The sequence below is a fragment of the Variovorax sp. Sphag1AA genome (assembly GCF_014192575.1).
Lineage (GTDB): Bacteria > Pseudomonadota > Gammaproteobacteria > Burkholderiales > Burkholderiaceae_C > Variovorax.
Window position 1 is genome coordinate 643262 of the sequence record NZ_JACHYC010000005.1, and the last position, 26212, is coordinate 669473.

The 26212-nt window shown below is 65.2% G+C and carries 34 protein-coding genes and 1 pseudogene; 5 read left to right on the forward strand and 30 right to left on the reverse strand.

What is annotated here, in order from left to right:
* Positions 1-22 precede the first annotated feature (22 nt).
* The 6 genes from FHW64_RS22650 to FHW64_RS22675 all read right to left on the reverse strand — a co-directional run bounded on the left by FHW64_RS22650 (position 23) and on the right by FHW64_RS22675 (position 6053).
* Positions 23-1474, reverse strand: a complete 1452-nt coding sequence (locus tag FHW64_RS22650; protein WP_184530361.1) for an aldehyde dehydrogenase — start codon at positions 1472-1474, stop codon at positions 23-25.
* A gap of 127 nt (positions 1475-1601) precedes the next feature.
* A complete protein-coding gene (locus FHW64_RS22655; protein WP_184530363.1) occupies positions 1602-2312 on the reverse strand; it encodes an ABC transporter ATP-binding protein in 711 nt (236 codons plus the stop codon).
* The gene (locus FHW64_RS22660; protein ID WP_184530365.1) at positions 2309-3061 is read right to left on the reverse strand and encodes an ABC transporter ATP-binding protein; all 753 of its coding nucleotides are present in this window, start codon (positions 3059-3061) and stop codon (positions 2309-2311) included. Before FHW64_RS22660 ends, FHW64_RS22655 begins: the two co-directional genes overlap by 4 nt.
* Positions 3054-3983, reverse strand: a complete 930-nt coding sequence (locus FHW64_RS22665; RefSeq protein WP_184530367.1) for a branched-chain amino acid ABC transporter permease — start codon at positions 3981-3983, stop codon at positions 3054-3056. Before FHW64_RS22665 ends, FHW64_RS22660 begins: the two co-directional genes overlap by 8 nt.
* The gene (locus FHW64_RS22670) at positions 3980-4855 is read right to left on the reverse strand and encodes a branched-chain amino acid ABC transporter permease (RefSeq protein ID WP_184530369.1); all 876 of its coding nucleotides are present in this window, start codon (positions 4853-4855) and stop codon (positions 3980-3982) included. Before FHW64_RS22670 ends, FHW64_RS22665 begins: the two co-directional genes overlap by 4 nt.
* 1 nt (position 4856) lies before the next feature.
* Positions 4857-6053 carry an amino acid ABC transporter substrate-binding protein gene (locus tag FHW64_RS22675; protein ID WP_184530371.1) on the reverse strand — a complete coding sequence of 399 codons (1197 nt, stop codon included), beginning with the start codon at positions 6051-6053 and terminating at the stop codon, positions 4857-4859.
* Between the two features lie 182 nt (positions 6054-6235).
* Between FHW64_RS22675 and FHW64_RS22680 the strand changes: the two genes are divergently transcribed.
* On the forward strand, positions 6236-7195 hold the full coding sequence (locus FHW64_RS22680) for a helix-turn-helix domain-containing protein (RefSeq protein WP_184530373.1): 960 nt from the start codon (positions 6236-6238) through the stop codon (positions 7193-7195).
* A gap of 2 nt (positions 7196-7197) precedes the next feature.
* Positions 7198-8877, forward strand: coding sequence for a SulP family inorganic anion transporter (locus tag FHW64_RS22685; protein ID WP_184530375.1), 1680 nt, complete (start codon positions 7198-7200; stop codon positions 8875-8877).
* On the opposite strand, the gene FHW64_RS22690 is transcribed toward FHW64_RS22685, so the two are convergent.
* The 8 genes from FHW64_RS22690 to FHW64_RS22725 all read right to left on the reverse strand — a co-directional run bounded on the left by FHW64_RS22690 (position 8858) and on the right by FHW64_RS22725 (position 15193).
* On the reverse strand, positions 8858-10141 hold the full coding sequence (locus FHW64_RS22690; protein ID WP_184530377.1) for a HAMP domain-containing sensor histidine kinase: 1284 nt from the start codon (positions 10139-10141) through the stop codon (positions 8858-8860). The genes FHW64_RS22685 and FHW64_RS22690 overlap by 20 nt on opposite strands.
* Positions 10138-10824 (reverse strand): response regulator transcription factor, encoded by a 687-nt coding sequence (locus tag FHW64_RS22695; RefSeq protein ID WP_184530379.1) that lies wholly within the window; start codon positions 10822-10824, stop codon positions 10138-10140. The genes FHW64_RS22690 and FHW64_RS22695 overlap by 4 nt, the downstream gene beginning before the upstream one ends.
* Before the next feature lie 30 nt (positions 10825-10854).
* Entirely contained in the window at positions 10855-11331 is a 477-nt protein-coding gene (locus FHW64_RS22700; RefSeq protein ID WP_184530381.1) for a DUF4260 domain-containing protein, read from the reverse strand.
* Entirely contained in the window at positions 11328-11789 is a 462-nt protein-coding gene (locus FHW64_RS22705) for a Spy/CpxP family protein refolding chaperone (RefSeq protein WP_184530383.1), read from the reverse strand. Before FHW64_RS22705 ends, FHW64_RS22700 begins: the two co-directional genes overlap by 4 nt.
* Before the next feature lie 129 nt (positions 11790-11918).
* The gene (gene ptsP / locus FHW64_RS22710) at positions 11919-13721 is read right to left on the reverse strand and encodes a phosphoenolpyruvate--protein phosphotransferase (protein ID WP_184530385.1); all 1803 of its coding nucleotides are present in this window, start codon (positions 13719-13721) and stop codon (positions 11919-11921) included.
* Between the two features lie 171 nt (positions 13722-13892).
* A complete protein-coding gene (locus tag FHW64_RS22715) occupies positions 13893-14162 on the reverse strand; it encodes an HPr family phosphocarrier protein (RefSeq protein WP_093162213.1) in 270 nt (89 codons plus the stop codon).
* Positions 14131-14586: a PTS sugar transporter subunit IIA gene (locus FHW64_RS22720; protein WP_184530387.1), complete on the reverse strand. Its 456-nt coding sequence runs from the start codon at positions 14584-14586 to the stop codon at positions 14131-14133. Before FHW64_RS22720 ends, FHW64_RS22715 begins: the two co-directional genes overlap by 32 nt.
* Positions 14587-14665: 79 nt before the next feature.
* Entirely contained in the window at positions 14666-15193 is a 528-nt protein-coding gene (locus tag FHW64_RS22725; protein WP_184530389.1) for a hypothetical protein, read from the reverse strand.
* Between the two features lie 101 nt (positions 15194-15294).
* Here FHW64_RS22725 and FHW64_RS22730 point away from each other — a divergent pair, with 101 nt between their 5' ends.
* Positions 15295-15792, forward strand: coding sequence for a TlpA disulfide reductase family protein (locus FHW64_RS22730; RefSeq protein ID WP_184530494.1), 498 nt, complete (start codon positions 15295-15297; stop codon positions 15790-15792).
* A gap of 57 nt (positions 15793-15849) precedes the next feature.
* On the opposite strand, the gene FHW64_RS22735 is transcribed toward FHW64_RS22730, so the two are convergent.
* On the reverse strand, positions 15850-16296 hold the full coding sequence (locus FHW64_RS22735; RefSeq protein ID WP_184530391.1) for a cytochrome c: 447 nt from the start codon (positions 16294-16296) through the stop codon (positions 15850-15852).
* A gap of 154 nt (positions 16297-16450) precedes the next feature.
* Between FHW64_RS22735 and FHW64_RS22740 the strand changes: the two genes are divergently transcribed.
* Both FHW64_RS22740 and FHW64_RS22745 read left to right on the forward strand, forming a co-directional pair.
* Positions 16451-17167 (forward strand): cytochrome b/b6 domain-containing protein, encoded by a 717-nt coding sequence (locus FHW64_RS22740; RefSeq protein WP_184530393.1) that lies wholly within the window; start codon positions 16451-16453, stop codon positions 17165-17167.
* The gene (locus tag FHW64_RS22745; protein WP_184530395.1) at positions 17164-17745 is read left to right on the forward strand and encodes a GNAT family N-acetyltransferase; all 582 of its coding nucleotides are present in this window, start codon (positions 17164-17166) and stop codon (positions 17743-17745) included. Before FHW64_RS22740 ends, FHW64_RS22745 begins: the two co-directional genes overlap by 4 nt.
* 25 nt (positions 17746-17770) lie before the next feature.
* Here FHW64_RS22745 and FHW64_RS22750 read toward each other — a convergent pair whose 3' ends face one another.
* The 15 genes and pseudogenes from FHW64_RS22750 to FHW64_RS22820 all read right to left on the reverse strand — a co-directional run.
* The gene (locus FHW64_RS22750; protein WP_184530397.1) at positions 17771-18277 is read right to left on the reverse strand and encodes a peroxiredoxin; all 507 of its coding nucleotides are present in this window, start codon (positions 18275-18277) and stop codon (positions 17771-17773) included.
* 71 nt (positions 18278-18348) lie between these two features.
* Complete coding sequence (rpsQ, locus tag FHW64_RS22755; protein ID WP_088954957.1) at positions 18349-18618, reverse strand: 30S ribosomal protein S17; 270 nt, start codon at positions 18616-18618, stop codon at positions 18349-18351.
* Between the two features lie 9 nt (positions 18619-18627).
* Positions 18628-18873, reverse strand: a complete 246-nt coding sequence (gene rpmC / locus FHW64_RS22760; RefSeq protein ID WP_184530399.1) for a 50S ribosomal protein L29 — start codon at positions 18871-18873, stop codon at positions 18628-18630.
* Between the two features lie 14 nt (positions 18874-18887).
* Entirely contained in the window at positions 18888-19304 is a 417-nt protein-coding gene (gene rplP, locus FHW64_RS22765) for a 50S ribosomal protein L16 (RefSeq protein ID WP_028250943.1), read from the reverse strand.
* A gap of 28 nt (positions 19305-19332) precedes the next feature.
* The gene (gene rpsC, locus FHW64_RS22770) at positions 19333-20232 is read right to left on the reverse strand and encodes a 30S ribosomal protein S3 (RefSeq protein ID WP_184530401.1); all 900 of its coding nucleotides are present in this window, start codon (positions 20230-20232) and stop codon (positions 19333-19335) included.
* Between the two features lie 16 nt (positions 20233-20248).
* Positions 20249-20581 carry a 50S ribosomal protein L22 gene (gene rplV / locus FHW64_RS22775; protein ID WP_019657678.1) on the reverse strand — a complete coding sequence of 111 codons (333 nt, stop codon included), beginning with the start codon at positions 20579-20581 and terminating at the stop codon, positions 20249-20251.
* A gap of 9 nt (positions 20582-20590) precedes the next feature.
* A complete protein-coding gene (gene rpsS / locus FHW64_RS22780) occupies positions 20591-20869 on the reverse strand; it encodes a 30S ribosomal protein S19 (protein ID WP_068640579.1) in 279 nt (92 codons plus the stop codon).
* 10 nt (positions 20870-20879) lie between these two features.
* A complete protein-coding gene (gene rplB, locus FHW64_RS22785; protein ID WP_184530402.1) occupies positions 20880-21704 on the reverse strand; it encodes a 50S ribosomal protein L2 in 825 nt (274 codons plus the stop codon).
* Positions 21705-21706: 2 nt separating this feature from the next.
* Positions 21707-22033 carry a 50S ribosomal protein L23 gene (gene rplW / locus FHW64_RS22790; RefSeq protein ID WP_184530496.1) on the reverse strand — a complete coding sequence of 109 codons (327 nt, stop codon included), beginning with the start codon at positions 22031-22033 and terminating at the stop codon, positions 21707-21709.
* Between the two features lie 5 nt (positions 22034-22038).
* A complete protein-coding gene (gene rplD / locus FHW64_RS22795) occupies positions 22039-22659 on the reverse strand; it encodes a 50S ribosomal protein L4 (RefSeq protein WP_184530404.1) in 621 nt (206 codons plus the stop codon).
* The gene (gene rplC, locus FHW64_RS22800; protein ID WP_184530407.1) at positions 22659-23339 is read right to left on the reverse strand and encodes a 50S ribosomal protein L3; all 681 of its coding nucleotides are present in this window, start codon (positions 23337-23339) and stop codon (positions 22659-22661) included. Before rplC ends, rplD begins: the two co-directional genes overlap by 1 nt.
* A 181-nt stretch (positions 23340-23520) precedes the next feature.
* Positions 23521-24024, reverse strand: a complete 504-nt coding sequence (locus FHW64_RS22805; RefSeq protein ID WP_184530409.1) for a hypothetical protein — start codon at positions 24022-24024, stop codon at positions 23521-23523.
* 29 nt (positions 24025-24053) lie between these two features.
* Positions 24054-25499: a hypothetical protein gene (locus FHW64_RS22810; protein ID WP_184530410.1), complete on the reverse strand. Its 1446-nt coding sequence runs from the start codon at positions 25497-25499 to the stop codon at positions 24054-24056.
* A 281-nt stretch (positions 25500-25780) separates the two neighbouring features.
* Positions 25781-26095 carry a 30S ribosomal protein S10 gene (rpsJ, locus tag FHW64_RS22815; RefSeq protein WP_028250951.1) on the reverse strand — a complete coding sequence of 105 codons (315 nt, stop codon included), beginning with the start codon at positions 26093-26095 and terminating at the stop codon, positions 25781-25783.
* Between the two features lie 23 nt (positions 26096-26118).
* Positions 26119-26212: pseudogene (locus FHW64_RS22820) on the reverse strand (elongation factor Tu); the annotation flags it as partial.

Genomic DNA, 26212 nt, shown 5'->3' on the forward strand with positions numbered 1-26212 from the left:
CGAAGGCGACAAGCGCGCAGGGTCAGAACGGGTAGTGGCGCGGCGTGGTTTGCACCGTGATCCAGCGAAGCTCGGTGAAAGCCTCGATGCCGGCCTTGCCGCCGAATCGGCCGTAGCCCGAATCCTTGACGCCACCGAAAGGCATCTGCGCCTCGTCGTGCACCGTAGGGCCGTTCACGTGGCAGATGCCGGATTCGATGCGACGCGCCACGTTGAAGGCACGTGCGATGTCGCGCCCGAACACCGCCGACGACAGGCCGAATTCGTTGTCATTGGCCGTCGCGATTGCTTCCTCGACACCGTTCACGCGCACGACGGCCTTGACCGGTCCGAAGGATTCTTCGCTGTAGATCAGCATCTGCGGCGTGACATGGTCGATGACGGTAGCCGGCATCAATGTGTTCTCGGCGCGCCCGCCGCACACCAGCTTCGCGCCCTTGGCGAGCGCATCGTCGATGAGCGCATTGCAGCGCGCGACGGTGCTTGCATCTACTACAGAGCCGAGCACAACCGGCCCTTCGCGCGGATCGCCGACCGGCAGGCTCTTCGCCTTTGCGGCGAATTTCGCGACGAATTCATCCGCGATGGCTGTATCGACCACGATGCGCTCGGTCGACATGCAGATCTGCCCCGAATTGGCAAAGGCGCCGAACGCTGCCGCGTTCACCGCTGCGTCGATGTCGGCATCGTCGAGCAGCACCAGCGGCGCCTTGCCGCCGAGTTCGAGCACCACGGGCTTGAGGTACTTCGCGCAGGTCTGCGCAATGATGCGGCCCACGCGCGTGGAGCCGGTGAAGTTCACGCGGCGCACTGCCGGGTGCGCCACCATCGCCTCGACGACCGTGCCCGCGTCGGCCGGCGCGTTGGTGATGAAGTTGACGACACCCGGCGGCAGGCCGGCTTCGTTCATCGCATCGACGATCAGCGCGTGCGTCTCGGGGCACAGTTCCGAGCCCTTGAGCACCACGGTGTTGCCGCATGCGAGCGGCGTGGCGATCGCGCGCGTGGCGAGGATCACCGGCGCGTTCCACGGCGCGATGCCGAGCACCACACCGGCCGCCTGGCGCACGCCCATCGCGAGGCTGCCGGGCACGTCCGAAGGGATGACCTCGCCACCGATCTGCGTGGTGAGGGCGGCGGCCTCGGTGAGCAACCCAGCGGCCAGATGCACGTTGAAGCCGGCCCACATTGCAGAAGCGCCTGTCTCGCGCGCCATGGCCTTCACGAAATCGTCGGTGCGCGCTTCGAGTGCATGCGCGGCCTTCTGCAGCAGGGCGCGGCGTTCGCCGGGGCCGGTCTGCGACCAGGCCGCGAAAGCAGCCTGCGCAGCCTCGACCGCAGCAATCGCGTCGCGTGCCGTGGCGGCTGGTGCCCGAGTCGCAACACCGCCGTCGAGCGGATTGCGGCGCTCGAACGTCGCGCCGCCTTCGGCCTGTCGGCGCTCGCCGTTGATGAGCATGGAAATGGTGGTCATGTAAGTACTCCTCAAACGAAGGGATCAATGCCAGGAACCCCGTGGAACGGGCTTCGCCGGGCCACCGGGGTTGCCCCCAGCGAGGGGGTGCAAAGCCACACGACGCGGGCGAGGCTGGGGGTGAGCCTCATGTTTTGCCCAGGTAGGCGTGGCGAATCACGTCGGAATGAAGCAGCGTCTCTGCATCGCCAGAAGCGACGACGCGTCCGCGTTCGAGCACATAGCCCCGGTCGGCGGCCTGCAAGGCCTTGCGCACGTTCTGCTCGACCATCAGCACGGTAACGCCCTGCGCCGCGATGCGCCGCACGATCGCGAGCAGTTCATCGACCATGCGCGGCGCGAGACCGAGCGAAGGCTCGTCGAGCATCAGCAGACGCGGCCCGCTCATCATGGCGCGCGCGACCGCGACCATCTGCTGCTCGCCGCCGCTCATGGTGCCGGCGAGTTGCGTAGCGCGTTCCTTGAGACGCGGGAAGTCGTCGAACGCACGTGCAAGCCGCTCGGCGCGCACCTTGGCTGGCACCAGCCAGCCGCCGAGTTCGAGGTTTTCGGTGACGGTCATCTGCGGGAACAGTTGCCGGCCTTCTGCAACGAGCGCAAGTCCCTGGCGCACGCAGGCGGTCGCATCCTCCGCCGGCAACGGTGCAGCGTCGAGCTTCACGTCACCGGTGCGCGGCAGCAGTCCGGCGAGCGCCTTGAGCAAGGTGGTCTTGCCTGCGCCGTTCGGGCCGAGGACCACGGTGATGCCTGGCAGCACATCGATGTCGATGCCCTGCAGCACCTGGAAGCCGTGGTAGCCGGCCACGAGCCCGCGAACGGTCATCTGGCTGGCGCTCATGGGGCGACCTCCACCATCTCGTCGCCCAGATAGGCCTCGACCACCTCGGCATTGCGCACCACTTCTGCCGGCGTACCGTCGGCGATCTTGCGGCCCTGGTGCAGCACCAGCACGCGCTCGACGTACTTCAGCAGCGTGGTCACAGCGTGCTCGATCCACACGACGGTCAGGCCGTGTTCGTCGCGCAGTTTGCGGATGCGGCGCGCCATCGCGTCCACTTCCGCCTCCGTGAGACCTGCAGCGACTTCATCGAGCAGCAGCACGCGCGGCCGGGTGCCGAGCGCCATGCCGATCTCGAGCAAGCGTTGCTGCGACGGCGTCACTTCAGACGCAGGCCGATCGGCGAGCGATGCGAGCCCGAGCATGTCGAGGATGTCGTGTTCACTGCGCAAGCCAGCGATGGGCTCGCGACGGCGGCCCGCGAATTCCATGCCGAAGCGCACGTTGTCGGTGAGCGTCATGTCGCTCATCACGCGCGGTGTCTGGAAGGTGCGCGCAATGCCGTGCGCCGCATAGAGATGCGGGCCGCGGCCGGTGAGTTCGACGCCTTCCGCGAAGAGATGTCCGCTGGTTGGCGCGACCACGCCCGAGACTGCGTTGAAGAAGGTGGTCTTGCCCGCGCCGTTCGGGCCGATGATGCCAACCAACTCCCCCGCGCGCAGTTGCATGTTGACTGCATCGACGGCGGTGAGCCCACCGAATCGCACGGTGACATCGCGGGCTTCGAGCAGGATGGACGCGTCAGCCATTCCCCCTCCTTCGCGCGCCATTGCGCTGCCACAGCGACGCGAGCCCATTGGGCAGGTACATCACGCACAGGATCAGCAGCAGGCCCAGCACCATCATGTAGCCGTAAGGCAGTTGCAGCCGCAGCGCTTCCGCCAGCAGGCTGAAGACGATCGCCGCAACCACCGGCCCGCCGATGCTTGCGGCGCCACCGATCAGCGCGATCAGCACGGTCTGGAAGCCGATGAACGGGCTGAACACCGCAGGCGGCTCGATATAGGTCCAGCGCACGGCCATCGCCGCGCCGACCGCACCGGCAAATGCGGCTGTGAGCGCAAAGCCCGCGATCTTGATACGCCGCGTGTCCACGCCGAGCGTCTGCGCGCGCTGCTCGTCTGCACCGACGCCAGCCAGCGCCAGTCCGAAGCGGCTGCGCTTGACGATGATGGCCGTCGCGATGGCACCAGCCGCGATCGCGAGCACGGTGAGATAGACAGTCTCATTCGATGGCACCACCACAAGCACGCGGCCCACAGTGCCCGAGACCTGCTTCTCGACGAAGGTCACCGCATGGCGAATCAGCTCCGTCATGCCGAAAGTCAGCACCGCGAAATAGGTGCCACGCAGGTGCAGCACGGCAGACCCCATCAGCACCGCGATCACGCTCGCCAGCAAGGCCCCACTCAGGATGACAAGCGGCCACGGCAGCACTTCGAGCAGCATCGCGCTCGCATACGCGCCGAGGCCGAAGAAGGCCGATGTCGCTAGCGACAGGTACCGCGTCGCGCCGCAGAACAGCGACCAGCTGGTGGCGAGCGCGATGTACATCAGGCAGCTCAGCGCCACCGAGGCCACGAAATCCGAAGCCAGCCACGGTATGCACGCGGCAAGTGCGACGCCGATGCCCAGCACCAGCCAGGGCCTGTTGGCGAACTGCGCTTTCATCGGGAGAACAATCCGTTGGGCCGCCAGATCAGCACGCCGATGAACACGGCATACGACAGCAGCATCTTGAGAGAGGGGCTCGTGAAGTGCATCCCGAGCGCCTCGACCACGCCGAGCAGCAGTCCGCCGACGAGGCTCCCCGCGATGCTGCCGAAGCCGCCAAGCGTGATCACGATCAGCGCGGTCACGGTGTAGGGCTCGCCCATCGAAGGCGAGATTTCATAGGTCATCGACAGCAGTGCACCCGCCACGCCTGAAAGCCCGAGCCCGATGCCGAACATCAGCGGATGCAGGCGCTTCGTGTTGATGCCAACAAGCTGTGCGCCCACCGGAGATTGCATCAACGCGCGCACCGCCTTGCCCAGCAGCGTGAGCTTGAGCAGCGCAATAAGCGCAAGGCTCAACGCCAGCGCGACGCCGAAGAGCACCAGCTTGTTCGCGGTGAAGCGCATGTCGGCGAACTGCACCGGCTCCGCGAGATAGTCGTAGCCGCGCAGGTCACCGCCCCAAATGAGCAACGCCGTGTTCTGCACGAAGAACATCAGGCCGAAGCCGACCATCAGGCTGCGCGCCTCGAACACTTCCACATTGGGTGCGCGTGCTGCCACCTGCCGGAAGCACAGCCAGTGCACCGCCATGCCGATCACCATGAGCACCACGAAAGCTGCCGGCAGAAACACCAGCGGCGAGATGCCCCACATGGTGTGCGCCCACCAGGTCAGGAAGGCGCCGAGCATCAGGAACTCGCCGTGCGAGATGTTCATGATGCGCATCAGGCCGTACTGCAGGTTCAGCCCGATCGCCACGAGCGCATAGATGCCGCCCGTGATCAATCCGCCGGCCAGCAGCTCGGCCCATCCACTCCACGACACGTTATTTCCAGGCTGGCTTCGGGGCCTGGAGTTGCGCGGTGGCGCGGTCCTTGGGCCACACGACTTCGAACTCGCCGCCCTGCCACTGCGCGACGGTGCCGGGGATCGAGGCGTTCTCGCTGCCCTCGAAGCGGATCGGACCGAGGATCGTCTTGAACTCGTTCTTCGCGATCTGGTCGCGCAGCGCCTTCCGATCGAGACCGACCTTGCCGACGGCCTGCTGCAGGATCTCCAGACCCGCCCATGCATGGCCGCTGGCCCAGCGGTCCGGCTCCTTGCCGAACTTCTTGGTGTGCGCGTCGAAGTAGGCCTTGGCTTCAGGGCTGGTCTTCGCGTTCCAGGAGCCCATGCCGATCACGCCTTCGGCGTTCGCCTGCATGACGGTCGGATAGAGCTGGAAGGCGGTGCCGACCGAGGCGTAGAAGAACTTCGGGTTGAAGCCGATCTCACGCGACTGCTTGCTCACGAGGATCGTGTCCGGCGGATAGGTGATACCGATGAAGGCGTCGGGGTTCAGGTCCTTGATGGTGCGTAGCACCGGTGCGAGGTCCTTCACGCCGAGCGGATAGCTCTTGCGGTCGAGCACCTGGATGCTGGTCTTCTTGAGCGCGGCATTGAGCGCGGCGAAGTTCTCGAGCCCGAAGAGGTCGTCCATGTAGACGATCGCGATGGACTTCACGTTGTTGGCGACCAGCATGTCGACCAGCGCGCCCATCATCTTGTCGGGCTGCTGCAGCAGCGAGAAGAAGTACGGCAGGTGCATGTCGATCAGCTTGCGCGACAGCGCGGTCGGCGCGAGCAGCGGATAGCCGAACCGGTTGGCGAGCGGCGCGACGGCAAAGTTCGCGCCCGAGCCCCAAGGCGGCAGGATCAGGTCGACCTTGTCGCTGCCCATGAGCTTCTCGAACGTGCGAACGCAGGTTTCGGTCTCGCTGCGATCGTCGTAGCCGATCAGCTCGATCGGCCGCTTCGTGCCCTTCACCGAAAGCCCGCCCGCGGCGTTGACCTGCTCGGCCCACAAGAGGTAGTTGGGCTCCTGGCTGACCTGCGCACCGGCCGCCCAGGGGCCCGTGCGGGCAATGGCGTAACCGACGCGCACCGGCCCGCTCTGCGCGAAGAGCTTCGGCGCGACGGCGGCGGCGCCGAGCGCGGTGGCGGTGCCCTGGATCCAGCGGCGGCGATTGGTGTTGTGAAGCATGCGGTCTCCTTCCCCGGCGTCGAGATGCGCCCGGTGCGGGCATCGTAGGAAGGACGCCGGCCGCGTGCTGTGCCTTGTGCGCACAAAGCACTTGTCGCAGCGTGCAAGCCGCTAGTGGTTAACCCGCAAGCCTTGCAGCGATCCGCGCGCTCCAAAATAGGCGGGCTTTCAAACTCCGATCCATGACCGCCTCCTCACTCCTGTCGACCGACGAAGTGCCCTCGCGCGAACGCGCGCCGGTGTGGCGCGACTGGGTGTGGCGCCATTTCGGCGGGCTCGAATCCGACCTGTACGGCGACACCGAGTTCGAAGGGCATCTCGCCGCCTCGAATGCGGGCGACGTGATCCTCACGCGTCTCGAAGCCAACCGGCACCGCGTGCTGCGCACCCGGCAGATGGCGCGGACCAGCGAGGCGCCCTACCTGAAGATCGTCGCGCCATGGCAAGGCTCGGCGGAAGTCGTTCAATGCGGCCGCGCAGCCGCCGTGCGTGCCGGCGGCTGGACGCTCTACGACACCACCACCGACTACACCGTCGCCAATCCGGAGCGCAGCGATCACCTGATCGTGATGCTGCCCAAGGACCAGATCGCCGCGCCGGGACTGCCGCTCGGCGGCCTCGTGGCGCGACGCATCGGCGGCGGCAGCGGGATCTCGCGCGTCGCGCTGGAGGCCATGCGCAACACCTACCAGGAGCTGCCCTGCATGAGCGAGGCGGCGGCGCGCGGGGCGGGCGATCTCATCATCCAGCTGGTGCGGCTCTCGCTGATGGAGCTGGCCGGACAGGACACGCCGCGCACCCAGCGCGAGGCCTTGAAAGACCGCATCCACCGCCACGTCGCGCAGCACCTGCATGACCCGGCCCTGTCGATCGAGGCGATTGCGCAGTCGTTGCGGTGCAGCAAGCGGCTGCTTCACAACGCCTTCGCGGGCGACGACGACACGCTGACCGGCTACATCCTCCAGCAGCGGCTCGCTGCGTGCATCCGCGACCTCCAGGACCCGTCGAACGCGACGCGCTCGATCACCGACATCGCGCTGGCTTCGGGATTCAGCAATCTCTCGCACTTCAGCCGGGTGTTCCGCGAGCACACCGGCGGCAGTCCGAGCGAGTTCAGGCAACAGGCGAGGCGCGGAGCCTGAGCGTGGACGCACCGTCCACGCCTCGTCCCTTTCGCGCGGCCGATTGGGTGGCGGGCCTGTCGATTGCCGGGCTGCTGCTGCCCGAGGCCGTGGCCTATTCGGGTATTGCGGGGCTGCCGCCGCAGGCCGGTGTGGTCGCGCTGCTCGTGGGCCTGTTCGTCTACGGCCTGCTCGGCACCAGCCGCTTCGCGATCGTCTCGGCCACATCGTCGTCCGCGGCCGTGCTGCTGGCGGCCACCAACTCGGCGGTGCCGGGCGAGCTCGCGATGCGAGTCGCATTCGGCGCCGGCATCGTCGTGCTCACGGGGGTGTTCTTCCTGATCGCCGCGGCGGCGCGGCTCGGCGCCGTGTCCAACCTGATCGCCAAACCGGTCCTGCGCGGCTTCGCACTGGGCTTGGCGCTGACCATCGTGGTGAAGCAGATACCCAAGGTGGTCGATGTGCACACGGCACACAGCGACTTCCTGCGGCTGTCATGGGAGCTGGTTGCGAGCGTCGGGCACTGGAACCTCGCAGGTCTCGCGATGGCCGCGATCGGCGTGGCATTGCTGCAGGGACTGGGCCACTGGCGGGCGACCCGCGCCGTGCCGGCGGCGCTGCTGGTGATCGCGGCAGGCATCGCGCTCGACCTGGCCGGCGTGTGCCGGCAATGGGGCATCGACGCGGTGGGGCCCATCGATTTCAAGCTGATGGCACCGAGCCTGCCGGAGCTTTCGCGCGAGTTGTGGCTGCGCATGGGCGAGCTGGCCTTTGCGATGGCACTGATCCTCTACGCGGAGTCGTACGGATCGATCCGCACGTTCGCGCTGCGGCATGGCGACCTCATCTCGGCCAACCGCGATTTGATGGCGCTCGGCGCGGCCAATCTCGCCTCGGGTCTGTTCCAGGGCATGCCGGTCGGCGCAGGCTTTTCGGCCACCTCGGCCAATGAAGCCGCCGGCGCCCAGTCCCGTGCGGCCGGATTGATCGCGGGCGGCGTGGTCCTGCTGGCGGCCATCGCGCTGCTGCCGTGGATCGCCCACACGCCTGAGCCGCTGCTCGCGGCCATCGTGATCCACGCGGTCGGCCACACGCTGAACCCCGGCAGCCTGAGACCGTATTTCTCGTGGCGACGCGACCGGCTGGTCGCGCTCGTGGCCTTTGTCGCGGTGCTGCTGCTGGGTGTGCTGGACGGCCTGCTCGCCGCGATCGGCGTCAGCCTTCTGCTGCTGCTGCGCGGGATGTCGACGGCCCACGTGAGCTGGCTCGGTCGACTCGGCGAGGGTCACGATTTCGTCGACATCGCACGGCACCCCGAAGCGCGCGTGCCGACCGGCATGCTGATCGCGCGGCCCGACACGCCGCTCTTCTTCGGCAATGTCGAAGCGGTGTTCTCCGCGATCCAGGCGAAGCTGGAGCAGGTGCGAGGTCTCGATCACGTGGTGCTGGTTCTCGAGGAATCGGCCGATCTGGACGGCACCAGCATCGAGGCCCTGTGCGACTTCGCGGCCCATGTCCACCAGCGCGGCGCCCAACTGACGCTTGCCCGCGTGAAGGACAGGTTGCGCGACCTGCTCGACCAGGTGCGATCCGGGGATCTGCCGCCGAGCGCCTACGCGGCGTGGAGCGTGGACGACGCGGTGCAGCAGGCCCAGCGCGCAGGCGCCGCGAAGGTGGATTCGGTCACGCCAGTACTGCTGTGACCGCGAGCCCGGGCGAGGCGTTGCGCACTGAAAGCCGGCCCCCGTGCGCTTCGGCGACCAGACGGCACAGGTACATCCCAAGGCCGACACCACCAGTCGCGCGCTGACGTGCGCTGTCGGTGCGGTAGAAGGGCTCGGTCAGCCGATCGAGCTGCGCCGCATCGACGCCCGGACCGAAATCGCGCACTTCAAGTTCCACGCCCTGACCCGCACGGCGCAGCGTCAGGTGCGGTGGCTGCGGGCCTTCGGTGCCGTGACGCATGGCGTTGTCGAGCAGATTGCGCACCAGGAGGCGGATGCGCGATCGGTCCAGCGACAGTGGCGGCAGATCGACCGGCAGGTCGATGACGACGCGTTCGCCACCATCGAGCTCCCCGGCCACTTCGCGCACCAGCACCGCCAGATCGACCGGCTCTCGATGCAGCGCGGCATGCGGGCTCGCGAGCCGCTCGCTTTCGAGCAGATCGCTGATCAGGTCTCGCATCTCCGCCAGATCTCGAAGCAGCGCGGCACGCTCGGTGGCGCCTTCCGGCGTTGCGGGCAGCAGCTCGGCATTGAGCCGCGCACGGGTGAGCGGCGAGCGCAGCTCGTGGCTGAGCGCCAGCAGCAAGGCGCGCTTCGCATCGAGCATGCCCTGGATGTCACGAGCCATGGTGTTGATGCGCGCTGCGAGGTCGCCAAGCTCATCGCGCCGTCGCAGCGGAATCGGCGCATCGAACGCGCCGCGGCCGAAGCGCTCGGCACCGGCGCGGATGTCGTCCAGCGGCCTCAGCAGCCGCCGCACGTACGCATAGGCCAGCACGATGAGCCCCAGCAGCAGCGCAAGCGTCATCCAGCCGATGCCCTGCGGTTCGCGCTGCCAGGGCAGCGTGCCGAGTCCGAAGGTGATGCGGTGGCCGTCCGCGGTGGTTCGGCTGAGCCAGTCGCCGCGCGGGCCGAAACCATAGCGGCGGCGATCCGGATGTGAATCCCAGTTCACCACCGGTCCTTCGATGCGGATCGAAATCGGCAGTCGAGTGACCAGGGCCTTTGCGCGCTCGACGTCGGGCGGAGTGCCGAGGTCGGCGGCGAGGCGGTCCATGTAGTCGGTCACGATGGGCCGTGCGGCATCGCGCCAACCGCTGGAGAACGCGTGCTGCATGCCGCCGAGAAAGACCGCCGTCATCGCCAGCGCGAGGAGCACGAACACCGTGATGAGCCGCACCCGCAGCGAGTGGCCCCAGCGATGGCGCCATTCAGAGGGCCGTCCGTAGCGACGCCTCATGACGCGCTCTTGCCCACGGCGAGCGTGTAGCCCGCGTTGCGCAGCGTCTTGATGCAGTCCAGCGGTTCGAGCTTCTTGCGCAGGCGGCTGATGACGATGTCGACCGCTCGCGTGTAGAGCTCGGCCTCGTGGCCGCGAAGGCGGTTGAGGATGTCGTCGCGGCTCCAGACCTTGCCGGGCTGGTCGGCCAGCAATGCGAGCAGCTCGAACTCGGTGCCGGTCAGCTCGACGCGCTCGCCGTGGCGCAGCACTTCGCGTTTGTCGAGGTCGATCGACAGTCCGTCGAAATCCCTGCGCTGCGCCGGTGGTGCGGGTGGCGCGGTGCGCTGGCGGCGCAGGATGGTCTGCACCCGCGCCACGAGCTCGCGCGGCTCGAATGGCTTGGGCAGGTAGTCGTCCGCGCCAAGCTCGAGCCCGACCACGCGATCCATCACCTCGCCGCGCGCGGTCAGCATCACGATGGGAATGTCGCTTTCTTTGCGGATCTCGCGGCAGAGCGCAAAGCCGTCCATCTCGGGCAGCATCACGTCGAGGATCGCGGCGTCGTAGCTGCCGGCGCGCAGCTTCGCGAGGCCATCGCTCGGGCGGGTGGCGCTTTCCAGCACGTAGTCGAAACGCGCGAAGTAGCTCGCGAGCGGCGCGCCCAGGTGCTCGTCGTCGTCGATCAGCAGGATGCGTGGCATTCGGGCATTGTGCATACGCCGGTCAAGGCTTCACCAGGGATCGGTCGGCCCGATGCGCCCCAGGTGCGTGGCCGCAAAGCCCGAGGCGTACTTCAGTCCATAGCCGAGCATCCGATCGAAGCCGATGTGTGCGCTCCAGATCAGGCCGACGGCGAGCGCGACCGGCATGTCGGCCAGCAAGCCGAGCGCGATGAGCGCAACCGGACCGACATACGAATGCGCAAGGTTGTAGATCGCCGCGCCGGTGCGCGCGCCGCCCAGGTAGCCGAGGAACGACAGGTCCGGCACGAGGAACAGCATCGCGAACGCGCCCCAGCCGGCACCGAGCTGCGAATAGCCAATGACGGAAGCGAACAGCACCGCGAGACCTTCGAGGCGCAGCGTCGTGCGGACGCCGCCGGAGACGGCGCCCTCGGGGACGACATCGGTCGCATGCCGGCGAGCGGTCCACGCCGGCTGCCAGCTCCCGGCGCGCGAGACGCCGGACGAAGGCGGGACGTAGCTCATCCCCGGCCCCAGCGACGTCCACGGTCCATGAAGTCACGGACCTTCTGCTGTTGATCTGGATTGAGGCTGTCGAAGAAATCGGCCGCCGCGGCAATCACATCGGGGCTGCCGGCCTGGATGGCGGCGGTCTTGTCTTCGACGAGCTTCTTCGCGCGCTCCTGGTCGAGCTTGGCGCCGGCGAACAGGGAGCGGAACTCGGCACGCGGATCACCGCCGCCGCGCAGCGCCGCGCGCTGGGCCTGGATCTTCTCGCCGAGCGTCGCGAGCTTGGCCTTCTGCGTGGCGTCGAGCTCAAGCTTGCTGCTGACACGCTCGACCATGCGTGCGCGGAACTCGGCGCGATCCTGCTCGGTGGCGTTGTGCCATCCGCCGTGGCGATAGCCGCAACCAGTGAGGCTGCCAGCGACCAGCGCCGCACCGGCGAGGCCGAAGAGGGATCGTTTGAACCAGGGTTTCATGAGCGTCTTCCTTGCGTTGCGATCGGGGATCGATCGGAAGACTCGATGCTCGCGGCGAGGCGCTCCGAAGTCCTTTCGGGGCCGTTTCGCTGTGTTTCGTTTTATTGCAGCGCGGCGACCCGCAGCGCTCTAGCGTGCCAAGGCGGCCGCGGGATCCTCGGCGTCGACGACTTCGCGCGCCCACGCTTCGAGCTTGCTGACGTCCGCGCGCAGCACTTCCTGCTTGACCGCGAGGATCTGCGAGGGATGCATCGAGAAACTGCGCAGGCCCAGCCCGAGCAGCAGGCGCGTAAACATCACGTCGCCTGCCATTTCGCCGCAGACGCTCACGCCCTTGCCCTGGCGGCGGCACTCGGCAATGGTGTCGGCCACCAGGCGCAGCACAGCGGGGTGCGTGGGGTCGTAGAGATGCGCCACCGACTCGTCGGCGCGGTCGATCGCCAGGGTGTACTGGATCAGGTCGTTGGTGCCGATCGAGAGGAAGTCGAAGTACTTCAGGAAGGTGCGCAGCGTGAGCGCGGCCGCGGGGATCTCGATCATCGCGCCCACCTTCACGTGGCCGTAGGCGACGCCCCGGTTGTCCAGCTCGGCGCGTGCGAAGTCGATGAGCGACAGCGTCTGCCGGATCTCGCTCACGTGCGCGAGCATCGGGATCAGCATGTGGATCTCGCCATGCGCGGCGGCGCGAAGGATCGCGCGCAACTGCGTGAGGAACATCGCCGGATCGGCGAGGCTCCAGCGAATCGCACGCAGACCAAGCGCTGGGTTGAGGTGGGCGTCGTCGCGTACCGACTTGCCGTCGAGCGGCTTGTCCGCGCCTACGTCGACGGTACGAACGGTCACCGGCATGCCCTGCATGCCATCGACCGCACGCCTGTACGCCTCGTACTGTTCTTCCTCGTCGGGCAGCCGTGTCTTGCTCTGCGACTCGCGGCCCATGAAGAGGAATTCGCTTCGGAAGAGGCCCACGCCGACTGCGCCTGCCTTGACGGCGCCGAGCGTGTCCTCGGGCATCTCGATATTGGCGAGCAGTTCGACTCGCTGCCCGTCGAGCGTGACCGCAGGCTTGTGTCGCAGCCGCGAGAGCCGCCCGCGTTCGAGATCGCCTTGCCGCTGCTTGAAGCCGTACTCGGCCAGGATGATCGGCGACGGGTCGACGATCACCACGCCGGCATCGCCATCGATGATGACCCAGTCGTCCTGCCGCACGAGCTGGCTCGCGCTGCGCGCGCCGACCACCGCGGGGATGTCCATGCTGCGCGCGACGATCGCCGTGTGCGAGGTGCGCCCGCCCACATCGGTGACGAATCCGGCGAACACGCTCTTCTTGAACTGCAGCATGTCGGCCGGCGACAGGTCGTGCGCGATCAGCACCAGCGGGGCATCGAACGCTTCGCCAGCGGTCGGGTCGGTGTGGTCCTCGTCGTGGTGCTCGGCGGCCCGCTTGCGCTTGGGAGGAGGAGGCGCAAGAACCGCGGCCGTGCCCTTCATCCGGTGCAGCAGGCGTTCGACGACCTGCTCGAGATCGGCCTTGCGCTCGCGCAGATACTCGTCCTCCATCTCGTCGAACTGTCGTGCGACGATTTCCAGCTGCGTGGTCAGCGCCCACTCGGCGTTGTAGAGACGCTCCACGATCCAATGCTTCACGCCAGTGGTCAGCACCTCGTCCTGCAAGAGCATCTGATGCACATCGAGCAGCGCGGAAAGCTCATGCGGCGCATCGTTCGGCCCCATCAGCGCGACGCTCGCCTGCAGCTTCTGCAGTTCCTCCGCCACGCCATTGCGCGCGACGCGCACACGGTCGATCTCCGCTTCGACCTCCTCCGGCTTGATGAAGTAGTGCGCGACATCGATCCGGCTCGACACCACGAGCACCGCGCGCCCGATGGCAATGCCACGCGCAACCGGAAGACCGTGGATCGAGAACGTCATGATTTCAAGGCGCCAAGCGCCACCCCCCGCAAACGCCACCGTGGCCGCCGAGGCCGCGAAGCAGGCCCCTTCGCAGGCACCCGCGGAACCGGCTCCGCCGGACCGCCAGGTGCGCCCCCTCGAGGGGGTGCAGAGCCACACGAAGTGGGCGAGGCTGGGGGTGGGCCTTCATCACTCACCTTCGCCAAACTTGTCGTTCATGAGCGCGACGATCGCGTCGAGCGCCTCCTGCTCGCGCTCGCCGTTGGTCTCGACGTCCACCGTCACGCCGAGGCCGGCGGCCAGCATCATCACGCCCATGATGCTCTTGGCATTGACGCGGCGATCGCCGCGCGCCAGCCAGACCTCGCAAGGATAGCTTCCGGCGAGCTTGGTGAGTTTGGCCGAGGCGCGTGCGTGCAGGCCCAGCTTATTGCTGATGGTCACGGATGTCTTGATCACTGTGCTTTCTTCTTGCCTGGTTCTGGGGAGCGGTGACTGCGACTTGCATGACGCCCGCGGTGCCACCGGTGAGCGCGCGCTGCACCAGGGTTTCGAGCGGCTCGTTGCGGTAACTGACTGCGCGCAGCAGCATGGGCAGGTTGACCCCCGCCACGAGACGCGAGCGGACGCCGTCGACGAGCTTCTGAGCAACATTGCAGGGCGTCGCGCCGAACACGTCGGCCAGCACGAGCACCTGCGACCGCGGCGACCGCTGAAGCTGCGCCAGGGTGATGCGCGCCGCCGCAAGGGTCTCGTCCGGCGAAACGTTGGGCAGCACATCGAGCGCTGCGATCGACGACTCGCAATCCGGAAACACATGCAGCGCGCACTGCCGCAGCGCATTCGCGAGCGGCACGTGGGCGATGATGAAGATGCTGTTCATGCGGGTCGATCTGCTGCTTGCCGATTATGCGGGGGCATCCACGAAAGCGGCTTCGTTCGCAGGGCTTGATTTTTGGCGGTCACGGAATGCGGAATCCCTCAAAGAACGTCGCCACGGCTTCCCCCGATGACGGCGCGCCCGAGACGGTGGCCTGATAGACGGACGCCTTGCCGTCCGGGCGGAAATGGGCAAACCACAGCACATGCGCACCGGTTGTGGCTTGGGTATCGAGACGGGCCGGCGCGGGCGACGGTGCGGCTCTGGCAAGGACCGGCGACGATTCGACGACCGGCGCGTCGGCCAGCTGGCTGCGAGTCGCCGTGTGCCAGGCACGCAGCCAGAGTTCGGCCTGCTCGGCGCTCTCCGCCCGGGCGTGCGCCACGGCAAAAGTCGCGCCGCCGGCCTTGCAGCCGGCCATGTCGACCGGGATCGTTCCGGTGCCGAGCGGAAGATCCCGTGTCGCTCGCTCCGGCTTGCAGGGCAACAGCGCAATCACACCTGCGTCGCCGATGGGGACTTCACGCCAGTTGAAGGTGGGGCTGCAGGCGGCGAGAACGACCGCTGCGGCGAAGAGCGCGGGCCGGCCCGATCGGAGGGGGATTGACATGGAACGGTCATTATCGAACCCGCCCCGATCGCGGGAGCCCGCCGTCACACGCAATCCGCGCGGCGGAACTAAAATCGCGGGCACCGACCTGACCGCCCATGATGAAGAAGCTCATTCCCGTCGCCCTTGTGGCAGTTGCCTTGGCTGCCGGGGCGGGCGTTTACCTGAACACCGGCAGTTCTGCCGCGCCGGCATCGACCTTCGTCCTGCTCGATGGCAGCAAGAAGAGCACCGATGACCTCAAGGGCAAGGTAACGCTGGTCAATTTCTGGGCGACGAGTTGCGTCACCTGCGTGGCAGAGATGCCCAAGGTGATCGCCACCTACGACAAGTACAAGAATCAGGGCTACGACACCCTGGCCGTGGCGATGAGCTACGACCCGCCGGCCTATGTCGTCAACTTCGCCGAGACCCGCAAGCTGCCGTTCAAGGTGGCGATCGACAACACCGGGGCCGTGGCGCAGGCCTGGGGCGATGTGAAGCTCACGCCGACCACCTACGTGGTCAACAAGCGCGGTGAGATCGTGAAGCGGTATGTTGGCGAACCGGATTTCGCCGAGCTGCACAAGCTGATCGAGAAGTTGCTCGCCGAGGCATGAAGCAGGCCTCGTGATCCCGGAAGACAAGGCGCTGTCCCAGACAGCGCCTTTGTTTTTTCAGCGGTTCCTGAAGCTGTCGTGGCAGGCCTTGCAGGTCTCGCCCAGTGGGCCCATGGCGGCTTTCAGCGCATCGAGATTGCCGGCTTTTGCGGCGACGAGCAGCTTGTCCGTGTCGGCCATGAGGCGTTCGCTCAGCTCCTTGAATTTGGCCTGCTCCTTCCAGATCTCGGGTTTCGCCTTGCCACCTTCCGTACCCGGAGCGAATCCGGCCCACGGGAGCCTGGATATCTGGGCGACCACCTCGGCATTCGCCACTGCCGCTGTGGCGTCGTAGGGTGCCCGGCCGCTGGCCATCGCGCCGAGTCGGGCCACATGCTGGCTCTGGATGAACATGGCGCTCTGGCGGTACTTGATCGCGTCCTCGGTCTTCGCGAACTGGGCATGGGACGACACGGAGAAGGCAGCGCAAAGAATCGCCAGCGTAGGCGTGACAAGACGTTTCATGGGAACCCTTCTTGTGGATGGATCGTGGGGGGTACGGTGCCGCGGGCAAGTTAAGGGATTTGCTGGCGGGCGAGATTAGAGAGAACCCGCAGGGCGGGCCAGCGCCGAAGTTTGCTAATCTCCGCTTCCCGCAGCAATGCGCCCACCGCCATCCATGACCGCTTCTCTCGAGCCCGCGAGACGCCACCCGGGGCCGGACAACGCCAGCGCGCGTTCAGTGCGTGTCTGGGACCTGCCGACGCGGTTGTTTCATTGGGCACTGACACTCACCGTGATCTGCCTGCTCGCAACCGGGTTCGGCGGCGTGATGGAGTGGCATTTTCGATTCGGCTACACGGCGCTGTCGCTTCTGCTGTTCCGAGTGATCTGGGGTTTCATCGGCGGGCGCTGGTCGCGCTTTTCGTCCTTCGTCTACGCGCCCCGCTCGCTCATCGCCTATCTGCGAGGCCAGCCTCATCATCCGAACCACCTCGTCGGACACACGCCACTGGGTGCGCTGTCGGTCTTCGCGCTGCTCGCCATCCTGATCGCGCAGGTGTCGACCGGGCTGGTCGCCGATGACGAGATCTCGGCATCGGGACCGCTGACGCGATTCGTTTCGGGCGCTGTTGTGAGTCTTGCAAGCAGTTGGCACGTGACCTTCGGGTTGTGGACCGTCATCACCCTGGTGATCGTGCACATCGTGGCGATCTTCTTCTACGTACGGGTGAAGCGGCTGCAGCTTCTGCGCCCCATGATCGACGGCGACAAGCAGGTGTACGCGCAGCCCGCGGCACCGAGTCGGGACGATGCCGGCTCGCGGGCGCTCGCGCTCGTGGTGTTCATCGTCTGCGGTGGCTTCGCCGCGTGGATTGCGTCGCTTCGCGTATGAGCCACTCGACGTCGCGTCCGCTGCCGCTGGCAGACATGCCGGAGATCCTCCTGCTCACGCCAGACGAGCCGCACGAGTTCGACGCAACTCGCGCCATCTTCCGCGACTACGCTGCCTCACTGGGCATCGATCTCGGGTTTCAGCACTTCGAGGAGGAACTGGCTGCCCTCCCTGGCGAGTACGCCGAACCGCGTGGTGCGTTGCTCCTGGCGCTCGTCAGCACTTCGGATACCGCCGTGCCGGTGCAGGCTCAACCGTTGGAGCGAGCCAATGGCGGTCTAGCACACGTCGCGGGCTGCTGCGCGCTGCGCCCGCTGGACTCTGCCGACTACCCTAACGCCGCGGAAATGAAGCGCCTCTATGTGCGGCCCGAGTTTCGCGGCGTGGGACTGGGAAGGCAGCTGGCCGAAGCCATCCTCGATGCCGCTCGCGGTGCCGGGTACGCGTGCGTTCTGCTCGATACGCTCGACGACATGGAATCGGCAAGGGCACTCTATGAAGACCTGGGCTTCGTCGAAGTGCCCCCGTACTATCACAACCCGATTCCCGGGTCGCACTACCTCAAGGTTGATCTGTAGCTCTCCCGCGAAGGCGGGACCAGACTCAGCCCTTCGCTTGAGCGAGCAGCGTATCCGCGTCGCTCACTTCGAACTTGCCAGGCGCCTCGACATTGAGCGAAGCGACCTTGCCATCCTTCACGAGCATCGAATAGCGGTTGCTGCGCAAGCCCATGCCGCGCGCAGTCAGGTCGAGCGTCAGGCCAGTGGCGTTTGCGAACGCGGCGCTGCCGTCGGCCAGCATGCGCACCTTGCCGGCGGTCTTCTGATCGCGCGCCCACGCACCCATCACGAATGCGTCGTTCACGCTCACGCACCAGATTTCGTCGACGCCCGCGGCCTTGAAATCATCGAAATGCTGCACGTAGCCAGGAACGTGCTTGGCCGAGCAGGTTGGCGTAAAAGCGCCCGGCAACGCAAACAGCGCGATCGTCTTTCCGGCTGTGGCCTTGGTCACGTCGACGGCGTTCGGGCCGATGCTGCAACCCTCGCCTTCCACCTCCGAGTACTCTTGCAGCGTTGCGGAAGGAAGCGTGTCGCCAACTTTGATCATTTGAAGTGCTCCTGAAAAAGAAAAACGGCCCACATTGTGGGCCGCTTTTGCGTTGGCTGCTTCGCCGGAGATCAGACCAGAGCGGCCTTTTCAACCAGGCGGGTCACAACCCAGTTCTTCGACTTCGAGATCGGACGGCTTTCCGTGATCTCGATGATGTCGCCGAGCTTGTACTCGCCCTTTTCATCGTGGGCGTGGTACTTGCTGGTCTTGGCGACGATCTTGCCGTAGAGCTCGTGCTTCACGCGACGCTCGACCAGAACGGTCACAGTCTTCGCGCGCTTGTCGCTGACCACCTTGCCGATCAAGGTGCGCTTGAGGGACTTTTTAGCTTCCGTCATGGTCACTCCTTACTTGGCGGCTTCTTGCTGCTTCTGAGCAAGAATGGTCTTCGCACGCGCGATGTCACGACGGGTGACGCGCAGCGTAGCGGTGTTCGACAGCTGTTGCGTGGCCTTCTGCATGCGCAGGCCGAAGTGGGCCTTCTGCAGATCCTTGATTTCGGCTTGTAGGCCGGCAACGTCCTTGTTGCGCAGCTCGGCAGCCTTCGACGTCTTGGCGGTTGCCGCGGCGTCCTTCTTCTTACGTGTTGCCATGGTGTTCTCCTCGATCAGGCGCCGAGCTGGCGTGCGACGAAGGTCGTGCGCAGCGGGAGCTTGGCAGCGGCCAGACGGAAGGCCTCGCGAGCGAGTTCTTCGGGAACGCCGACGATCTCGTAGATCACCTTGCCGGGCTGGATTTCGGCGACGTAGTACTCGGGGTTGCCCTTGCCGTTACCCATCCGCACTTCTGCGGGCTTGTGGGAAATCGGCTTGTCGGGGAACACACGAATCCAGATGCGGCCACCGCGCTTGACGTGACGCGAGATCGCGCGACGAGCGGCTTCGATCTGGCGGGCCGTCAGGCGGCCGCGGTCGATCGACTTGAGGCCGAAGTCACCGAACGACACCGCGTTACCGCGGGTCGCGATGCCGGTGTTGCGGCCCTTTTGTTCCTTACGGAACTTTCTGCGTGCAGGTTGCAGCATTTTTGTTACTCCGTAGTTCTAAGACCGATCACTCGGTCTTGGCACCGTCCGCTGCTGCAGCGGGCGCGGCTTTGCGGACGCGCTTAACGGCGGGTTTCGAGTCTGCACCGGTCGCTTCCGCGGGCTTGTCGCTGCCGTCAGCCGGAGCGGCGTTGCCACCGATCGGACCACGGGCACCGGCGCGCGGGCCACGGCGGTCAGAGCCGGGACGGTCGCCACCAGGACGGCCATCACGACGCGGGCCACGTGGGCGACGCTCTTCTTCAGGACGCGGCGTTTCGACGGCCGGGAGGTCGTTGCGACCCAGCGTGTCGCCCTTGTAGACCCAGACCTTGACGCCGATGACGCCGTAGGTGGTCTTGGCTTCCGAGGTGCCGTAGTCGATGTCGGCGCGCAGCGTATGAAGAGGCACGCGACCTTCGCGATACCACTCGGTACGTGCGATTTCGATGCCGTTCAGACGACCGGCCGACATGATCTTGATGCCCTGGGCACCCAGACGCATGGCGTTCTGCATCGCACGCTTCATTGCGCGGCGGAACATAATCCGCTTTTCGAGCTGCTGCGTGATGCTGTCGGCGATCAGTTGGGCATCGATTTCAGGCTTGCGCACTTCTTCGATGTTGACTGCGACGGGCACGCCCAGCTGGCGGCCGAGTTCGCGCTTGAGGTTCTCGATGTCCTCGCCCTTCTTGCCGATCACGACGCCCGGACGTGCCGAATAAATCGTGATGCGTGCGTTCTTTGCGGGGCGCTCGATCAGCACGCGCGAGACGGATGCGTTCTTGAGCTTCTTCTTCAGGTACTCGCGCACCTTGATGTCTTCGGCCAGCATGCCGGCGAAGTCGCGGTTGCTTGCGTACCAGCGGCTGGACCAGTTACGGCTGACCGCAAGGCGGAAGCCGGTTGGGTGGATTTTCTGTCCCATATTTCTTCCAGGCCTCTTAGTTGCCAACCGTCACGTACACATGGCACGTGGGCTTGCTGATGCGATTACCGCGACCCTTGGCGCGCGCGGTGAAGCGCTTGAGCGTTGCGCCTTGCTCGACGTAGATGGTCTTGACCTTCAGTTCGTCGATGTCGGCACCGTCGTTGTGCTCGGCGTTGGCGATTGCCGACTCGAGCACCTTCTTCACGATCACAGCGGCCTTCTTCTGCGTGAATTGCAGGATGTTGAGGGCTTGATCGACCTTCTTGCCGCGGATCAGGTCGGCGACCAGACGGCCCTTATCGACCGAGAGGCGGACGCCGCGGAGGACTGCACGTGTTTCAGACATGGTCGTTCCTTACTTCTTCTGGACTTTCTTGTCCGCGGGGTGGCCCTTGAACGTGCGGGTGAGCGCAAATTCACCGAGCTTGTGGCCGACCATCTGGTCGGTGATGTACACGGGCACGTGCTGCTTGCCGTTGTGCACGGCAATGGTCAGGCCGATGAACTCGGGCAGAACCATCGAGCGACGCGACCAGGTCTTGATCGGCTTCTTGTCCTTGGTCGTCACGGCCTTGTCGGCCTTCGCCAGCAGGTGGTGGTCGACGAACGGACCCTTCTTGAGAGAGCGAGTCATTTGCTATCCCTTACTTCTTGCGACGCGACACGATGAAGACCTGCGTGCGCTTGTTGTTACGGGTGCGATAACCCTTGGTCAAATTGCCCCATGGGTCGACAGGATGGCGGCCTTCGCCGGTCTTGCCTTCACCACCGCCGTGCGGGTGGTCGACCGGGTTCATCACCACGCCGCGAACGGTCGGGCGGATACCCATCCAGCGCTTCACACCGGCCTTGCCGAGCTGGCGCAGGCTGTGCTCTTCGTTGGCGACTTCACCGATCGTCGCGCGGCACTCGACGTGCACGCGGCGAACTTCGCCCGAACGCATACGGACCTGAGCGTAGACGCCTTCACGGGCCAGCAGCGTGGCCGAGGTACCGGCCGAGCGAGCGATCTGCGCACCCTTGCCAGGTTGCAGTTCGATGCAGTGGATCGTCGAACCCACGGGAATGTTGCGGATCGGCAGCGTGTTGCCGGCGCGGATCGGAGCTTCCGAACCGCTCAGCAGCGTCGCGCCGGTTTCCAAACCACGCGGGGCGATGATGTAGCGGCGCTCGCCGTCGGCGTAGCACACCAGCGCGATATGGGCAGTGCGGTTCGGGTCGTATTCGATACGTTCGACCTTGGCCGGGATACCGTCCTTGTTGCGCACGAAGTCCACCACGCGATAGTGATGCTTGTGGCCACCACCCTTGTGACGGGTCGTGATGTGACCGTTGTTGTTACGGCCAGCCTTCTGGAATTGCGATTCCAGCAGGGGGGCGTGCGCCGGGCCCTTGAACAGGTGGTCACGCGAAATCTTCACCGCGCCGCGTTGGCCCGGCGAAGTGGGTTTCATCTTGATGACGGCCATGATTAAGCGCCTTCCCCGACGAGGTTGAGCTCTTGACCGGCCTTCAGCGTCACATAGGCCTTGCGAACGTTGTCGCGACGGCCGACGGACTTGCCAAAGCGCTTGGTCTTGCCCTTGATGTTGAGCACCGACACGCCCTGAACTTCGACCTTGAACATCAGTTCGACAGCGGCCTTGATCTCAGGCTTGGTGGCATCCTGCAGCACCTTGAAGGTGACTGCGTTCGACTTTTCGCCAACCATCGTTGCCTTTTCGGACACGATCGGGGCGACCAGCACGTTCATCAGGCGACCTTCGTCGAACTGACGCTGCTGGGGAGTAGGGTTCATGCGGCTCATGCGAACATCTCCTTGAGCTTGTCGACAGCACCCTTGGTGACCAGCACCTTCTTGTAGTGGACCAGCGAGACCGGGTCGGCGTAACGCGGCTCGACGACGAGCACGTTGACCAAGTTGCGCGATGCCAGATACAGGTTCTCGTCGACTTCCTCGGCGATCACGAGCACGGACTCGAGATTCATCGCCTTGAATTTGGCGGCCAGTGCCTTGGTCTTCGGCGAATCGACCTTGATCGAATCGACCACAGCCAGACGGCCTTCGCGAGCGAGTTGCGAGAAGATGGACGCCATGCCGGCGCGGTACATCTTCTTGTTGATCTTCTGCGTGAAGTTTTCGTCAGGCATGTTCGGGAAGATGCGGCCGCCCCCACGCCACAGCGGCGAGGAAGTCATACCGGCACGGGCACGACCCGTTCCCTTTTGCTTGAAAGGCTTCTTGGTCGAGTGCTTGACCTGCTCGCGGTCCTTCTGGGCGCGAGTGCCTTGGCGTGCGTTGGCCTGGTAGGCGACAACGATCTGGTGAACCAGGTCTTCGTTGAAGTCACGGCCGAACACGGTTTCCGGCGCGTCGTACTTCGACGCTGCCTGGCCTTGTTCGTTCAGGAGTTCGAGTTCCATTACTTCGCTCCTTCAGCGGCTTGCGGCTTGGCCTTCACGGCCGGACGCACGGTGACAAAGCCACCCTTCGAGCCCGGAATCGCACCCTTGATCAGGAGCAACTGACGCGCTTCGTCGATGCGGATCACGTCGAGGTTCTGGGTCGTCACGGTGACGTCACCCAGGTGACCCGTCATGCGCTTGCCAGGGAACACGCGACCAGGGTCCTGCGCCATACCGATGGAGCCAGGAACGTTGTGCGAACGGCTGTTACCGTGCGACGCGCGCTGCGAACCCATGTTGTGGCGTTTGATCGTGCCGGCGTAGCCCTTACCGATCGAGGTGCCTTGCACATCGACCTTCTGGCCAACAGCAAAAACGCTGCCGACGGCGATCGCGCCACCAGCCTGATGCTGGGCAGCAGCATCTGCAGTCACGCGGAATTCCCGGATGATTTCGCCAGCTTCGACGCCCGCCTTGGCGAGGTGACCGGCTGCGGGCTTGGTCACGCGCGATGCCTTGCGCGAACCGAACGTCACTTGAAGTGCGACGTAGCCATCGTTCTCTTGGGACTTGATCTGGGTCACGCGGTTGTTGGACACATCCACCACCGTGACAGGAACTGCATCCCCGTCATCGGTGAAGAGACGCATCATCCCCACCTTGCGGCCCAGCAACCCGAGGGAGTTGCTCAGACTCATTGGTTTTCTCCAAAACTTCCGCCGCTGCCACTTCAATTGGCGACAGCGTTTGGTGTGCGAAAGAAGGTTGATAAAGTTCTGCGCAAACCCCGTCTCGAAGACGCAATTTAGGCAGAGCCGGCGATTATATCCCGGGCCCTGCCGATCCTGCAACTCTGCGTCCCGCGCCCAGGAAGAAAGGCTACTTCACCTGCATGGAGCGGATTTTTTCGCCGCTCGGCGATTGCTTGAGCTCATTTCCGGAAGATTGCGCCGGGGAGGTCTTGCCCACCTGGATCGGAATCGACGTCGCGCTGGTAGCTCCGTACTGGGTCGTGAAAACGTGGACGTAACCGATGCCGTCCGCGGTCGGCGTCACAGCGATCGTCAAAGTCGTAGGACTGCCGGCCGGCAGTGTGACCGTTGAGGCAGCCGCCCCGAGTGTCAGCCCACCCTCCGTTTGCAGACGAAGCGAGGCGCCGGCCGGATCTGTCACCCCACCCAGGGTGAGCACAACCGACGTGGCGGCACCCACCTGCGGAGTCCCGTCGACCCGAAACTGGACCACAACGCCGGAGCCGTTCGCCTTCATGGGCGCCGTCGTCATGGCGGCACGCCCTGCGGCCGCCTTCTCGGGCTTACTGGTATCGGAGGAGGCACTGGCGAAGGAAGAAAGTGCCAGCGTCAGCAACGCGAACGAACTCACGTATGCGCCTTTTCGTACAGCCGACGCGATCATTGGATGGTGACGGTAAAACATGTCGGTGTCTGCGCCGATGGCGAGGCCGCCGTCGACTGGGAAGTGTTGTTGAAGTCGTCAATCACCAGAACGCTTTCGCCGGCCGGAAGAGCGACAACAGCCGATTCGCTCGAACCCAGTCCGTCAGATGCGGCGATCTGGCCGCCGTGATAGACCACGAAATCCGGGTCCGTCGCTGAAGCACCCGAGACGGAGATGGTGTAGTTCCGGGCAGTGGGTACGGTGAACCTCAAATAGGCGAAATTTCCAAGCTTGTTGCCGGTCCCGGCCTGATTGATCACACAAGCCGAATACGTCGCGCCGGGCGTCGCCTGGTTGTACATGGGGAGCGCGGTGGAGACGCCGCCGTTGTTCGTTTCCGACCCGCCGAACGGATCTGCAGCTGGATTGATAGCCTGGCCGGCCAGGAGGGCACTCAAGTTGGAGGCACTTGCCGGAGCAGCTGCGTAAAAGGCCGCCGCGAAGGGGTGGATGGATGTCACCGCGATCCCATTCTTGAACGAGCCGGTCATCGTGTCATGGATCGCCTTGAATCCGACCTGACTGTTGAGATTCCAGAGGATCGAATGAATGGAAGCCTCGCGATACCATCCCGCACCGGAAGTCAGCCCTGCAGTCAGGTTGACATTCGAGCCCGATGCCTGCCCCGCGCCCACCGAGTCGGTGTAGTTGCTTCTTCCGAGCGCGATCCCCGACCAGGCATTGCCCCAACCTTCCGAGAAGGCTACGCGCCGATCGAGAAGATCAGTCATCGCATGACTGCCGCCGGGAGAATCGTCGCGGCTGAACGCAGACTGGTAGTAGTGGCCCCATTCGTGGGCGACCACTGATGCGTCGTACTCATCTGTGTCGACGCCCTCCTTGCCCAGTACGTAGATGGCGCGCCCGTCGGTTGCGTTGCTGAAAAAGGTCGTCCCGATTTGGCCTGCCGCAGGATTGTTTCCGCCCGGAACGTTGTTCTCGCTCCAAAAGACGCGCAGCAACGGAAATGCCGTAGATGGAGCCACCGACAGCACCTTTGCCTGGGCCGTATAGACCGTGTCCAGAAGTGCAAAAGGTCCGGCAACGCGAGGTGCGCTATAGCTCGAGCCACCCCAACCGGATGGGGCGTGAATGTCTCTGACAAGAGATGCAGAAATACCTGATGAGAACGCCGGCGTTTCCATCGCATAGATGGCGTTCGAGTTGGTGTTGTCACGAACCGTGACGTCCCAACTGGGCCCGGCTCCACCTTGCGACATCTGCGCCTTCACCCGGACGATCAGCAAGGTGCTCGGAGGCACCGTCACCGAATACGCTCCATTGCCGTCGGTTGTCGTCGAGGCCACGATCGTCGAACCATTCAGGACATCGACCGCGGCGCCTCGGACCGGCTTGGACGTCGTCGCGGCATAGAGGAGCGCTCCGGTTTCATTGGGCACGGAGTCATAGGTCGCAGTGCCAGTGAGCGTTACGGAATTGGCCGCTGTAGGCAAGAAGATGGCACCCCCGCCTCCTCCTCCGCCTCCGCCGCACCCCCCCACGAGCACCAACGTCGCGGACGCCACCAACACTTGCCAATACGATCTGTAACTCATCCCTGCCCCTAGAGGATCTCGACGGCCGGTCGCCGTGGCTGTCTAGGATGCCACATTAGGACGAGCAAAAGAGAAAGCCCGTTCGCATTTCTACGAACGGGCTCTATGGCTGAGCGAGAAAACTCTTACTGCAGCTTGATCTCGACGTCGACACCAGCCGGGAGGTCCAGCTTCATCAGCGCGTCAACGGTCTTGTCCGTCGGATCAACGATGTCCATCAGACGCTGATGCGTGCGAATCTCGAACTGGTCGCGGCTCGTCTTGTTGACGTGCGGCGAGCGCAGGATGTCGAAACGCTTCATGCGGGTCGGCAGCGGCACCGGGCCCTTGACGATGGCGCCAGTGCGCTTGGCGGTATCAACGATCTCGGCAGCCGATTGGTCGATCAGCTTGTAGTCGAACGCCTTCAGGCGGATGCGGATTTTTTGCTTGGTAGCCATGTTGCTTCCTTCCTAGCGTTCGATCAGATGTCGAGGATCTTGGCCACGACGCCCGAGCCCACGGTGCGGCCGCCTTCGCGGATCGCGAAGCGCAGACCTTCTTCCATGGCGATCGGA

Coding starts and splice junctions, on each gene's coding strand:
- FHW64_RS22650 (WP_184530361.1), bottom strand. CDS start 1,474: ATGACCACCATTTCCATGCTCATCAACGGCGAGCGCCGACAGGCCGAA.
- FHW64_RS22655 (WP_184530363.1), bottom strand. CDS start 2,312: ATGAGCGCCAGCCAGATGACCGTTCGCGGGCTCGTGGCCGGCTACCAC.
- FHW64_RS22660 (WP_184530365.1), bottom strand. CDS start 3,061: ATGGCTGACGCGTCCATCCTGCTCGAAGCCCGCGATGTCACCGTGCGA.
- FHW64_RS22665 (WP_184530367.1), bottom strand. CDS start 3,983: ATGAAAGCGCAGTTCGCCAACAGGCCCTGGCTGGTGCTGGGCATCGGC.
- FHW64_RS22675 (WP_184530371.1), bottom strand. CDS start 6,053: ATGCTTCACAACACCAATCGCCGCCGCTGGATCCAGGGCACCGCCACC.
- FHW64_RS22680 (WP_184530373.1), top strand. CDS start 6,236: ATGACCGCCTCCTCACTCCTGTCGACCGACGAAGTGCCCTCGCGCGAA.
- FHW64_RS22690 (WP_184530377.1), bottom strand. CDS start 10,141: ATGAGGCGTCGCTACGGACGGCCCTCTGAATGGCGCCATCGCTGGGGC.
- FHW64_RS22695 (WP_184530379.1), bottom strand. CDS start 10,824: ATGCCACGCATCCTGCTGATCGACGACGACGAGCACCTGGGCGCGCCG.
- FHW64_RS22700 (WP_184530381.1), bottom strand. CDS start 11,331: ATGAGCTACGTCCCGCCTTCGTCCGGCGTCTCGCGCGCCGGGAGCTGG.
- FHW64_RS22705 (WP_184530383.1), bottom strand. CDS start 11,789: ATGAAACCCTGGTTCAAACGATCCCTCTTCGGCCTCGCCGGTGCGGCG.
- ptsP (WP_184530385.1), bottom strand. CDS start 13,721: ATGACGTTCTCGATCCACGGTCTTCCGGTTGCGCGTGGCATTGCCATC.
- FHW64_RS22720 (WP_184530387.1), bottom strand. CDS start 14,586: ATGAACAGCATCTTCATCATCGCCCACGTGCCGCTCGCGAATGCGCTG.
- FHW64_RS22725 (WP_184530389.1), bottom strand. CDS start 15,193: ATGTCAATCCCCCTCCGATCGGGCCGGCCCGCGCTCTTCGCCGCAGCG.
- FHW64_RS22730 (WP_184530494.1), top strand. CDS start 15,295: ATGAAGAAGCTCATTCCCGTCGCCCTTGTGGCAGTTGCCTTGGCTGCC.
- FHW64_RS22735 (WP_184530391.1), bottom strand. CDS start 16,296: ATGAAACGTCTTGTCACGCCTACGCTGGCGATTCTTTGCGCTGCCTTC.
- FHW64_RS22740 (WP_184530393.1), top strand. CDS start 16,451: ATGACCGCTTCTCTCGAGCCCGCGAGACGCCACCCGGGGCCGGACAAC.
- FHW64_RS22745 (WP_184530395.1), top strand. CDS start 17,164: ATGAGCCACTCGACGTCGCGTCCGCTGCCGCTGGCAGACATGCCGGAG.
- FHW64_RS22750 (WP_184530397.1), bottom strand. CDS start 18,277: ATGATCAAAGTTGGCGACACGCTTCCTTCCGCAACGCTGCAAGAGTAC.
- rpsQ (WP_088954957.1), bottom strand. CDS start 18,618: ATGACGGAAGCTAAAAAGTCCCTCAAGCGCACCTTGATCGGCAAGGTG.
- rpmC (WP_184530399.1), bottom strand. CDS start 18,873: ATGGCAACACGTAAGAAGAAGGACGCCGCGGCAACCGCCAAGACGTCG.
- rplP (WP_028250943.1), bottom strand. CDS start 19,304: ATGCTGCAACCTGCACGCAGAAAGTTCCGTAAGGAACAAAAGGGCCGC.
- rpsC (WP_184530401.1), bottom strand. CDS start 20,232: ATGGGACAGAAAATCCACCCAACCGGCTTCCGCCTTGCGGTCAGCCGT.
- rplV (WP_019657678.1), bottom strand. CDS start 20,581: ATGTCTGAAACACGTGCAGTCCTCCGCGGCGTCCGCCTCTCGGTCGAT.
- rpsS (WP_068640579.1), bottom strand. CDS start 20,869: ATGACTCGCTCTCTCAAGAAGGGTCCGTTCGTCGACCACCACCTGCTG.
- rplB (WP_184530402.1), bottom strand. CDS start 21,704: ATGGCCGTCATCAAGATGAAACCCACTTCGCCGGGCCAACGCGGCGCG.
- rplW (WP_184530496.1), bottom strand. CDS start 22,033: ATGAACCCTACTCCCCAGCAGCGTCAGTTCGACGAAGGTCGCCTGATG.
- rplD (WP_184530404.1), bottom strand. CDS start 22,659: ATGGAACTCGAACTCCTGAACGAACAAGGCCAGGCAGCGTCGAAGTAC.
- rplC (WP_184530407.1), bottom strand. CDS start 23,339: ATGAGTCTGAGCAACTCCCTCGGGTTGCTGGGCCGCAAGGTGGGGATG.
- rpsJ (WP_028250951.1), bottom strand. CDS start 26,095: ATGGCTACCAAGCAAAAAATCCGCATCCGCCTGAAGGCGTTCGACTAC.